10 protein-coding genes are annotated in these 11,987 nt (G+C 32.4%); 9 read left to right on the top strand and 1 reads right to left on the bottom strand.

The window, feature by feature from the left end; translation table 11 throughout:
* Window positions 1-12: 12 nt before the first annotated feature.
* From ACFS5M_RS09205 to ACFS5M_RS09235, 7 genes are all read left to right on the top strand, one after another.
* Window positions 13-927, top strand: a complete 915-nt coding sequence (locus ACFS5M_RS09205) for a geranylgeranylglycerol-phosphate geranylgeranyltransferase (protein WP_183488108.1) — start codon at window positions 13-15, stop codon at window positions 925-927.
* Window positions 928-1,305, top strand: coding sequence for a hypothetical protein (locus tag ACFS5M_RS09210; protein ID WP_183488110.1), 378 nt, complete (start codon window positions 928-930; stop codon window positions 1,303-1,305).
* Window positions 1,305-1,895, top strand: a complete 591-nt coding sequence (locus ACFS5M_RS09215; protein WP_183488111.1) for a Maf-like protein — start codon at window positions 1,305-1,307, stop codon at window positions 1,893-1,895. The genes ACFS5M_RS09210 and ACFS5M_RS09215 overlap by 1 nt, the downstream gene beginning before the upstream one ends.
* 65 nt (window positions 1,896-1,960) lie before the next feature.
* Complete coding sequence (locus ACFS5M_RS09220; protein ID WP_183488112.1) at window positions 1,961-2,497, top strand: mechanosensitive ion channel domain-containing protein; 537 nt, start codon at window positions 1,961-1,963, stop codon at window positions 2,495-2,497.
* Window positions 2,498-2,516: 19 nt separating this feature from the next.
* Window positions 2,517-3,590: a magnesium/cobalt transporter CorA gene (gene corA / locus ACFS5M_RS09225; protein WP_183488113.1), complete on the top strand. Its 1,074-nt coding sequence runs from the start codon at window positions 2,517-2,519 to the stop codon at window positions 3,588-3,590.
* Between the two features lie 82 nt (window positions 3,591-3,672).
* Window positions 3,673-6,198: a PIG-L family deacetylase gene (locus ACFS5M_RS09230; protein ID WP_183488114.1), complete on the top strand. Its 2,526-nt coding sequence runs from the start codon at window positions 3,673-3,675 to the stop codon at window positions 6,196-6,198.
* 106 nt (window positions 6,199-6,304) lie between these two features.
* The gene (locus ACFS5M_RS09235; protein ID WP_183488285.1) at window positions 6,305-8,068 is read left to right on the top strand and encodes a sodium:solute symporter; all 1,764 of its coding nucleotides are present in this window, start codon (window positions 6,305-6,307) and stop codon (window positions 8,066-8,068) included.
* Here the strand turns inward: ACFS5M_RS09235 and ytxJ are convergent.
* Window positions 8,065-8,457, bottom strand: a complete 393-nt coding sequence (gene ytxJ, locus ACFS5M_RS09240) for a bacillithiol system redox-active protein YtxJ (protein ID WP_183488115.1) — start codon at window positions 8,455-8,457, stop codon at window positions 8,065-8,067. The genes ACFS5M_RS09235 and ytxJ overlap by 4 nt on opposite strands.
* Before the next feature lie 156 nt (window positions 8,458-8,613).
* Between ytxJ and clpB the strand changes: the two genes are divergently transcribed.
* Together clpB and ACFS5M_RS09250 are read left to right on the top strand one after the other, a co-directional pair.
* On the top strand, window positions 8,614-11,223 hold the full coding sequence (clpB, locus tag ACFS5M_RS09245; RefSeq protein WP_183488116.1) for an ATP-dependent chaperone ClpB: 2,610 nt from the start codon (window positions 8,614-8,616) through the stop codon (window positions 11,221-11,223).
* A 156-nt stretch (window positions 11,224-11,379) separates the two neighbouring features.
* Window positions 11,380-11,976: a TetR/AcrR family transcriptional regulator gene (locus tag ACFS5M_RS09250; protein WP_183488117.1), complete on the top strand. Its 597-nt coding sequence runs from the start codon at window positions 11,380-11,382 to the stop codon at window positions 11,974-11,976.
* The last annotated feature ends 11 nt before the right edge of the window (window positions 11,977-11,987 follow it).

Genomic DNA, 11,987 nt, shown 5'->3' on the forward strand with positions numbered 1-11,987 from the left:
AATTATTCTTAAATGCTGAATCTATTAAAACTCATTCGATGGAAAAACTTAGTCATGATTGCTTTAATGCAATTACTTATAAAGTATGCCCTTTTTAAACCATTTGATGTCACTATAACCTTAAACGATTTAGGCTTTTTCCTTCTAGTTTTAGCTACACTTTGTTTAGCTGCTGCTGGAAATATTATTAATGACATATATGATGTTACTACCGATTTAGTCAATAAACCCGAAAAGGTAATTGTTGGAAAATCTATTTCAGAAAAAACCGCCTACAATCTATTTTTCGCCTTCAATATTATTGGTGTTGGACTCGGCTTTTACCTATCACATGTCGTAGGGAAAAGTCCGTTCTTTGCCTTATTCGTAATTATTTCAGCATTACTTTATATCTATGCATCTTATTTAAAACAAACCCCATTAATTGGCAATATTGTAATTTCAATTCTTGTTGCATTAAGCCTGATTATTGTTGGTATATTTGATTTAATTCCAGCCATAACCTCAACAAATAAAGAAGCGCAAGTAACTTTTTTTAAAATTGTTTTTGATTATGCGCTTTTTGCTTTTATAATTAACTTAATCCGTGAAATGGTAAAAGATTTAGAAGATATCGATGGGGATTATAATGCTCAAATGAACACCTTACCTATTGCTGTTGGAAGAGAACGTGCTAGACAACTCGTTTTTATAATTTCGTTGGTTCCAATTTTTGCTGTTGTTTATTACATTCTCACCTTTTTATATAAACAAGAACTCGTTGTTATTTATTTTTTGGCCTTTATCATAGCACCTCTTATTTATATATCAATCAAAATATTTAATGCTGAAACTAAAAAAGACTATAAGCATATTAGCTTAATTTTAAAATATGTAATGTTTTTTGGTATGTTATCGTTATTAATGTATCCTCTAATATTAAAATAAATGAATACATTAAAACAACATATTTCTGAAGCCTATTTATTTATTGCCATAATATATTATTGGAGCTTAACGTCAATCGCTATTAATTGGTACGCTATTACTCTATTAATTATCTTAGGATTATTGATAATCACAAAAAATAAAATCTTAGGAATGACTATAGGCATCATCTTAATATTAATAAATTTTTACCTTTTTTTAGCTTTGGCTTCAGAACTTTTTGAGTTTAAAACGTTTAATAGCAACGCAAAACAATTACTAGGATTTGGTGTTTTATTTCTTGGGTTAAACCTTCTGTTTTCTACAATATTACTCTATAAATATGCCAAAGCACCTTCAATCAAAAGGATTAATATTCTAAATAAATCTGATTTATAATGCTGAAAGAAAAACTAAAAAATTACAATTTAATTTTAGCCTCAGCATCTCCAAGGCGTCAACAGTTTTTTAAGGATTTAGGCTTAGAATTTGAAATACAGTTAAAACCTGTTATCGAAGAATATCCAAATCGTTTACGCCATTTCGAAATAAGCGATTACCTAGCACAACTTAAATCTCTTCCTTTTAAAGAGGGCTTAAAAGATCGTGATATTTTAGTCACTAGCGATACTATTGTTTGGCACCATGAAAAAGCACTAGGAAAACCAAGAGATCAATCAGAAGCGTTTAAAATCTTAAAAACATTAAGTGGCGAAACTCACGAAGTTATTACTTCGGTTTGTTTTACGACTACAAGGTCTCAAAAAACTGTGAGTGCTGTCACTAAAGTAACCTTTAAAGAATTAACAGATAAAGAAATTAATTATTACCTAGAACATTTTCAACCCTATGATAAAGCTGGTTCTTATGGCATTCAAGACTGGATTGGCTATGTTGGAGTCACCAAAATAGAAGGCTCTTACTACAATGTTATGGGCTTGCCTATTCACCTAGTATATCAAACACTTTTAGAGATTGTAAACTCATAAACTAAGCACGTCTTTTTGTTTTTTTAAGAATAAAAACTGAATTACCTTTGTACTTTATAAAAAATATGGAAGATCTTCTAAACACCTATCACAATGAACTTATTAACACATTAATAGTTCTTGGCTTTTTATTCATTTTGCGTTATATCATAAAAACTGCGGTAAGAAAAATTGGAAGAAAATCTGGCATCAACGAGGCACGCATTCAACTTATAAACAGATATGTGACAGTTACTTTAGTTCTCATCGCATTATTAATTGAAGCCTTTGTTTTTGGCGCAGAGTTTAAAGAGCTAGCTTTAGTGTTTTCATCTGTTTTTGCTGTTATTGGCATCGCTTTATTTGCAATCTGGTCTATACTAAGTAACATCACTTCTGGAATTATCATGTTCTTTTCTTTTCCATATAAAGTTGGAGATAAAATTCAAATCCATGATAAAGACTTCCCAGTAGAAGCCATCATTGAAGACATCAGAGCATTTCAACTACATCTACGTATGGATAATGGCGATTTAGTCACCTATCCTAATAATCTTATTTTACAAAAGGCAGTCACTTTAGTTGAAAAAGATGCTATAGATGATGATAGTGACGCATTATAATTATTTGTATATTTAGTTCATGGGGAAAAAGAAAGTTAGAACTACTAAATATAAAAAACATATTGGCCAAATTCCTGGTGCTTTAGTTTATACAGGCAGTAAAGAAACCAATCCACTTTTTATTGAGTCTTTCGATTATACTCCTGATTCTTGCACAGAATTAGAGTTAAAAACCGTTGAAGAAGCTTTTACTTATAAGTCTTCTAACTCTAAAACATGGATTAATTTTAATGGCCTTAATAATATTTCTGAAATTGAAAAAGTTGGAAAACACTATAATCTTCACCCTTTAATTCTTGAAGACATTGTAAACACATCACAAAGACCAAAAATTGATGAGTACGATGACTATTTATTCGTCGTATTAAAAATGATGTATTATGACGATAATGAACTCTTAATCTCTGAACAGGTCAGTCTTGTCTTAGGCAGTAATTATGTCTTAACTTTTCAGGAAGCTGAAGGTGATGTTTTTGATAGCTTAAGAGATCGTATTCGAACTGCTAAAGGACGAATTCGAACCGAAGATGCCGATTACTTACTATACGCTTTAATTGATGCTATTGTTGACAATTACTTTATGATTGCTGAAACCATGGGCAATAAAATTGAAGATTTAGAAGACAATCTTTTTAATGGTCAAACTAAAGATGAATTAACACATCAAATCCAAGATCTTAAACGTGAAATTTTAAAAATAAGACGCGCTGTATATCCTATTCGTGAAATTATAAACCGAATTGATAAAAGTGATACTGATCTTATCGAAGAAAAAACCATGCATTTCTTTAGAGATATTTATGATCATGTCGTGCAAGTTTCTGATACAATCGACATTTATCGAGAAATGATTTGGAGTTTAATGGACATGTATATGACAACCATTAGTAATAAGATGAATGAAGTCATGAAAGTTCTTACAATTATTGCTACTATTTTTATACCATTAACCTTTATAGCTGGAATTTACGGAATGAACTTTGACAATATTCCTGAATTACATTACAAGTACAGCTACCATATTCTTTGGCTAGTAATGATTGCATTATTTATAGGTATGCTTGTATACTTTAAAAGAAAAAAATGGTTATAAACACCATTACGTTAAATAAAGATTAAAACCAGTTATTACGCTGGTTTTCTTTTTTATATTTGGTTAGAAACTAACTATAACTATGAAGAAACCTATACTCTACTTTCTTGTTTTCTTTTTTGCTGCTAATACTTTTTACGCTCAACAACCCAAAAAACCTAATGCTTCTGAAATTTATGAATCTATTAAAAAACTAAACTTCCTAGGTTCTGTTTTATATGTCGCTGCTCATCCAGATGATGAAAATACGCGCTTAATATCCTACTTGTCTAATCATGTTAAAGCAAGAACGGCTTATTTATCTTTAACTCGTGGCGATGGTGGACAAAACCTTATCGGACCAGAAATTAGAGAATTACTTGGTGTTATTCGTACACAAGAATTACTTGCAGCTAGACGTATTGATGGTGGCGAACAACGCTTTACAAGAGCCAACGATTTTGGCTACTCAAAACATCCAGATGAGACTCTTGAAATATGGAATAAAGAGGAAGTGCTAAGCGATGTAGTTTTAGCCATCAGACAATTTAAACCTGATGTTATTATTAATCGTTTTGATCATAGAAGTCCAGGAAGCACACATGGACATCACACAAGTTCTGCGATGCTAAGCATTGAAGCTTTCGACCTTACAAACGATGCTAATTCTTATCCTCTTCAGCTTCAAACAACGAGTACATGGCAACCACAACGTTTATTTTTTAATACGTCTTGGTGGTTTTATGGCAGTCAAGAAAAATTTGAAAAAGCAGATAAAAGCAAACTCCTGAATTTTGATATTGGCGAATATTATTCATCAAGTGGCTTGAGTAATACTGAAATTGCGTCGTTAAGTCGAAGTCAGCATAAATCGCAAGGTTTTGGAAACACAGGAACGCGTGGTTCTCAAATGGAATACATAGAACTCATAAAAGGTAATATGCCAACAGACAAGTCAAATATATTTGAAGGCATAGACACCTCGTGGAACAGAATTAAAGGAGGTAAACAAATTGGCGACATTTTATATCAAGTCGAAAAAAACTTTGATTTCAAAAATCCTTCATCTTCAATTCCAGAACTCGTTAAGGCCTATTCATTAATTCAAAATTTAGAAGATTCACATTGGAAACTAATTAAATCCGAAGACCTTAAAAACATTATTTACGCCTGTGCTGGTTTGTACTTGGAAGCTGCAGCTGAAACTAATCACTCCACACCTAACGCTTCTATTAAATTAAATATTGAAGCTATAAATAGAAGTGCCTTAAGCATGGAATTAGTTAGTCTTAAAACGCCTAATCATTTAACGATTCAGAAAAATATACCGCTTTCAGAAAATACTTCATTTAATTTTGAAGAAACTATTGAACTAAATGGTTCTATATTATCAACAACACCTTATTGGCTGACAAAAAAAGGAACTTTGGGTATGTATCAAGTTGATGATAAAAGTTTAATTGGCAAACCAGAAACGCCTCGTCATTTAAATGTAACTTTTAGACTAAACATTGAAGGTACTTCAATTTCATATACCAAACCCATTATATATAAAACCAACGATCCTGTTAAAGGCGAAGTGTATAAACCCTTTGAAATTATTCCTGAAGCTTCTGTAAAAATCGCGGAAAAGGTCATTATTTTTGAAAATGATAACCAGAAGGAAATCCCTGTCACTGTAAAAGCTGGACGAGATCAATTAGAAGGTTTTGTTAATATTGCTCATCCTAAAGATTGGAGCATCTATCCTGAACAACAAAAGTTCAGCATACAACATAAAGGTCAAGAACAGACTTTAATATTTACCGCTATTCCTCCTAAAAATCAAAGTGAAGGCTTAATAACTCCAAAGGCTCATGTTAGCGATAAAATTTATTCTAAAGAACTTATAGAAATTGAATATGATCACATTCCGTTTCAAACAATTTTATTACCAAGTGAAAGTAAAATTGTCCGTTTAGACATTAAAAAGCGAGGTGAAAACATTGGTTATATTGAAGGTGCAGGTGACGTGGTGCCTGAAAGTTTACAGCAAATTGGTTATAATGTAGTCATCATTAAACCAGAAGATATCAACCCAGAAACCTTAGCTAAATTTGATGCTATCGTTGTTGGTATTCGTGCTTATAATACTGTTGAAGCCTTAAAATTTAAGCAACAAATTCTTTTTGATTATGTGGCGCAAGGTGGAAATATGATTGTTCAATACAATACCAATCGTAGACTTAAAGTCGATAACTTAGCACCTTATACCTTAAAACTGTCTAGAGATCGTGTCACCGATGAAAATGCGAAAGTATCTATACTAGAACCAAAACATGAGTTGCTTAATTTTCCAAATAAAATTACCGAAAATGATTTTGAAGGCTGGACGCAAGAACGTGGCTTATACTTTCCTAATGAATGGTCTAAAGAGTTTACACCTCTTCTATCTATGCATGATAAAGGAGAGTCGTCAAAAAAAGGAAGTCTCCTTGTCGCTAAACATGGCAAAGGGTATTATATATATACAGGATTAAGTTTTTTTAGAGAATTTCCTGCAGGTGTTTCTGGTGCTTACCGACTATTTGCCAACATGTTAAGCATTGGAAAAGACACTATTAAATCCGAAAACAATTTAAAGAACTAGACCACAATATGAAAAACTACAAATGGAATAACATGTACACCTTAGTACTAATTGCCAATGCAATCTATATTATCGCATTCTACTTTATAACTAAAGCATTTTAATGATGAATAATTTAAGTGTACTAGATTGGAGTGTCCTAATAGGCACATTACTTACAATTGTGGCTTATGGCACTTATCAAACTAGAGGAAGTAAGAATGTCAAAGATTATTTAAAAGGTGGAAATACTTCAAAATGGTGGACTATTGGTTTGTCTGTTATGGCAACTCAAGCCAGTGCGATTACTTTTCTTTCGACTCCTGGACAAGCCTTTAATGACGGCATGGGTTTTGTCCAATTTTACTTTGGTTTACCTATTGCTATGGTGGTCATTTGTATGGTGTTTATTCCTTTATACCATAGACTTAAAGTCTATACAGCTTATGAGTTTTTAGAAAATAGATTCGATTTAAAAACACGAACACTAACTGCTATTTTATTTTTAATTCAACGTGGTCTAGCCGCTGGAATTACCATTTTTGCGCCTGCCATTATTTTATCTGCAGTCTTAGGATGGAATCTACTGCTCCTTAATATCATTATTGGTATTATGGTTATTATATATACGGTTTCTGGAGGAACACGTGCTGTAAATGTGACACAAAAGCATCAAATGGTTGTAATTTTCACAGGAATGATTATAGCTTTTGTACTAATTATTAACAAGCTTCCTGCCGACATTACCATTTCAAAAGCGTTAAATATTGCTGGTGCTAGTGGAAAAATGGAAGTCTTAGATTTCTCGTTCGACTTAAATAATCGTTATACTTTTTGGTCTGGAATTATTGGTGGCACCTTCTTAATGCTCTCCTATTTTGGCACAGACCAAAGTCAGGTGCAACGCTATTTATCTGGAAAATCGTTAAAAGAAATGCAATTAGGCTTAATCTTTAATGGGTTATTAAAAGTGCCAATGCAGTTTTTCATTCTACTAGTTGGTGTGATGGTTTTTGTGTTTTATCAATTTAATCAAGCTCCTGTTAATTTTAATCCAACAGCAACCGAATTGGTCTTAAAGTCTGATTATGCTGAAGAATACAAAGCTCTTCAACTAAAACAAAGCGAGATATTTCAAGAGAAACAAGCATTAATTAATGCTTATAATAGCTCAGAAAGTGAAACCCTTAAAGACAAAATTAAAGTAGCTAATACAGATTACAACACCCTTAGAAGTGAAGCTAAAATCTTAATCGATAAGGCTTCGGAAGCAGAACAAGTTAAAGTAGAAAGCAACGATAAAGACTATGTCTTTATTCATTTTATTTTGAATAACCTTCCTAGAGGATTAATAGGACTACTACTCGCTGTCATTTTAAGTGCTGCCATGTCAAGCACATCTAGTGAGTTAAATGCATTAGCCAGTACCACAACTATAGATTTATACAAAAGAAATACTCCAGAAAAATCAGAAACAGAAATGGTGAAAGTGTCTAGATGGTTTACACTCGCTTGGGGAATTGTAGCAATTGGTGTGGCTTGTGTTGCTAATCTAGCAGAAAATTTAATTCAACTTGTAAATATTATTGGCTCAATATTCTATGGCAATGTGCTTGGCATCTTTTTATTAGCCTTTTTCTTTAAAGTGGTTAAAGCCAATGCGGTATTTATAGCTGCTTTAATTACACAAGTTATAGTGATTGGTCTATTCTTATTAAACGAGTATGAAATGATTAACCTCCCATTTTTATGGTTAAATTTTGTAGGATGCATGCTAGTTATAGCTATTGCACTTATCATTTCGTTTAAAAATCTAAAAAACTTGAATAGATTAACACTACTCTCTATTGGTTTATTACTGAGTTATTTTGGATATGCTGTGATGATTTAATTTATATATGTACTTAAATCTACATTATTAATAGCACCATGAGAAGCATGATTAACAACGCTTTCATTTTTTATGACAATTAATTGAGGGGATTCATGCATGACCATAAACTGAACTCCAACTTCATTAGACACATCTCGAAAACTTAGTAAATCTAAATAATATAAGTCTAAGTCGTTTTCAGTAAGATTATATGAATCTATAAACTGGTTCATAACCATTCTACTTATTCCACAACGCGTAGAGTGCTTAAAAATAGCTTGCGGCTTGGTCTTAGATTTTTCAATAATATGCTGTATTTGCTGAAGATCATTTAAAGGAATCCAAGGCAGTATTTTTTTTTCTTTTGGCTCATTAGAACCTCCAAATATCTTATTTAATAAACCCATTACTATTCAATTTTAATTTAAGTCGAAGCAAAATTTAAAACTTACACTCTGACGAAAAGTCACGTTAATCCTAGCTATAATAGACATTTTGTCCTAAAAAATAAATTGGTAAGATTGTTGACTTACCCTTTTAAGAAAAAAGAAAAATATAACAATATGAACTTTAACAATTATACAATAAAATCTCAAGAAGCCATACAACAAGCACAACAAAATGCACAAAGTTATGGCCATCAACAGATAGAAAATGAGCATTTATTTAAAGCTCTTTTCAGTGTAGATGAGAATGTTACACCATTCCTTTTAAAAAAATTGAATGTTAACATCGCTCTGCTTCAGCAAATATTAGACAAAGAATTAGAAAATTTCCCTAAAGTTTCTGGTGGCGACATTATGCTATCTCGTGAAGCTGGAAAAACATTAAATGAAGCGTCTATAATTGCTAAAAAAATGAACGATGATTTTGTGTCTATAGAACATTTAATCCTAGCTATTTTTAAATCAAAAAGTAAAATTTCACAAATTTTAAAAGATCAAGGTGTTACCGAAAAAGGCCTTGAGGCTGCTATTGAAGAATTACGCAAAGGGGAAAACGTAACGTCTCAAAGTCAAGAAGAGACTTATAATGCACTAAATAAGTATGCGAAAAATTTAAATCAGTTAGCCAAAGACGGAAAACTAGATCCTGTAATAGGTCGTGATGAAGAAATTAGAAGAATTCTTCAAATATTATCGCGTAGAACAAAGAACAACCCTATTTTAGTTGGAGAACCTGGAACAGGAAAAACAGCTATAGCAGAAGGTTTAGCACATAGAATTATCGATGGAGATATTCCAGAAAACCTAAAGGACAAACAAATTTTTGCTCTAGATATGGGAGCGCTTATTGCTGGCGCAAAATTTAAAGGTGAGTTTGAAGAGCGTCTAAAAGCTGTGATTAAAGAAGTGACTACAAGTGAAGGCGATATTGTGCTATTCATTGACGAAATCCACACTCTCGTTGGTGCTGGAGGTGGTCAAGGCGCGATGGATGCAGCTAATATTTTAAAACCTGCATTAGCACGTGGTGAATTACGTGCTATTGGAGCGACGACTTTAGATGAATACCAAAAATATTTTGAAAAAGATAAAGCTTTAGAACGCCGTTTTCAAAAAGTAATGGTTAATGAACCTGACACAGAAAGTGCAATTTCAATTTTAAGAGGGATTAAGGAAAAGTACGAAACGCATCATAAAGTTCGTATTAAAGACGAAGCTATTATTGGTGCTGTAGAACTTTCCGAAAGGTATATCACCAATCGCTTTTTACCAGACAAAGCTATTGATTTAATGGATGAGGCAGCTTCAAAATTACGCATGGAAATTAATTCTAAACCAGAAGAATTAGATGTTTTAGATAGAAAAGTCATGCAGCTAGAAATTGAAATAGAAGCCATCAAACGTGAAAAAGACGAAAGCAAACTAAAAAGTCTTCGTTCAGATTTAGCGAATTTAAAAGAAGAGCGCAATGAAATTAATGCGAAATGGAAAAGCGAAAAAGAAGTCGTTGATAATATTCAGAATACTAAATTAAATATTGAAGACTACAAATTAGAAGCAGAACGTGCTGAGCGTGAAGGTGATTATGGTAAAGTAGCTGAAATTCGCTATGGAAAGATTAAAGATGCTCAAGAACAACTTGAAAAATTCCAAAATGAATTGCTAAAAAATCAGAGTGAAAGTTCTTTGATTAAAGAAGAAGTCACTTATGAAGATATTGCTGAAGTAGTTGCCAAATGGACAGGTATTCCTGTAACTAAGATGATACAAAGTGAGCGCGAAAAACTCTTGAAGCTTGAAAACGAATTACACAAACGTGTGGTCGGACAAGAAGAAGCAATAGTTGCTGTTAGTGATGCAGTGCGACGATCAAGAGCAGGTTTACAAAACCCTCAAAAACCAATTGGAACCTTCCTTTTTTTAGGAACAACAGGAGTTGGTAAAACCGAGTTAGCAAAAGCGCTAGCTGAATATCTTTTTGATGATGAAAATGCGATGACACGTATCGATATGAGTGAGTATCAAGAGCGTCATGCTGTTAGTCGTTTAGTAGGTGCACCTCCTGGTTATGTTGGATATGATGAAGGCGGACAACTTACTGAAGCTGTACGTAGAAAGCCTTATTCTGTAGTGCTTTTAGATGAAATTGAAAAAGCTCACCCAGACACGTTTAACATCTTGTTGCAAGTACTAGACGAAGGTCGCTTAACTGATAATAAAGGACGTATTGCAGATTTTAAAAACACCATTATTATCATGACCTCTAACATGGGAAGTCATATTATTCAAGAACGCTTCGATGCAACTAAAGATATAGATTCTGCTATTGAAGCTGCAAAAGTTGATGTATTAGCCTTACTAAAACAAAGTGTTAGACCAGAGTTTTTAAATCGAATTGATGACACCATTATGTTTACGCCTTTGAGTAAAGATAATATTATTGATATTGTTGGTTTACAATTAAAATCGGTTACAAAAATGGTTGCTCAACAGGGCATTACATTTGACGCCACTAATGAAGCCATAACGTATTTAGCTGACAAAGGTTATAATCCTGAATATGGTGCACGTCCAGTAAAAAGAGTCATTCAAAAAGAAGTGCTAAATGCTTTAAGTAAAGAAATACTGGCTGGAACAGTGACTACAGATAGCATCATTCTTTTAGATGCATTCGATGGAAAATTAGTATTTAGAAATCAAAATAATTTGGTCTCTGAAGAGTTGTAAAAAAAATGTCACATCACGAAATAAATCATAATGTGACACGTTTAAATAGTTAAGTTGGTTAGTTAGTTGAAAACAGTGTGGATCTTCTAAAAGTGAAGCGCTGTTTTTTTTGAAAAATATTATACCAATCGGTATATTTTTTATATATTTGCATTTATGATTTCAAAAGCTGAACTTACAAAGCATCATATTTTGGAAACCGTTGCACCAATTTTTAACAAAAATGGCTATGCAGCGACTAGTATGAGAGACATCACTGAAGCTACAAGACTAACAAAAGGTGCTATATATGGTAACTTTAAGAATAAAGAAGAGTTATCGATTGCTGCCTTTAAATTTAACGTAAAAAATATGATGGTACGAATTGCTAATCATTTAGCATTAAGTGATTCACCTATTCAAAAATTACATTTAATTGCTGACTTTTATAGAAACTATTACGAATTCAGTAAACAGCTAGGAGGTTGTCCAATTTTAAATATAGGTGTTGATGCAAATAATCAAAACCCTTTGTTATTAAAAAAGGTGCGTTCAGTAATCGAAAAAATCCAAGGTCAATTAGCAACTATAATAGAAGATGGTATACAAGTTGGCGAAATTTCATCTGATATCAATGCCATGATTTATGCGAAACGCATAGATACACTTATACAAGGCGCCATTTTTATGACTTATACCATGAATGATGATTTCTATTTAAAAGATAGTATGAATCAGATTGATCAAATCATTAACTTAGAAATGAAAGCTTAAAAAAATTTACA

Origin of the sequence: Lacinutrix iliipiscaria, from assembly GCF_042686125.1 — a bacterium.
GTDB lineage: Bacteria > Bacteroidota > Bacteroidia > Flavobacteriales > Flavobacteriaceae > Oceanihabitans > Oceanihabitans iliipiscarium.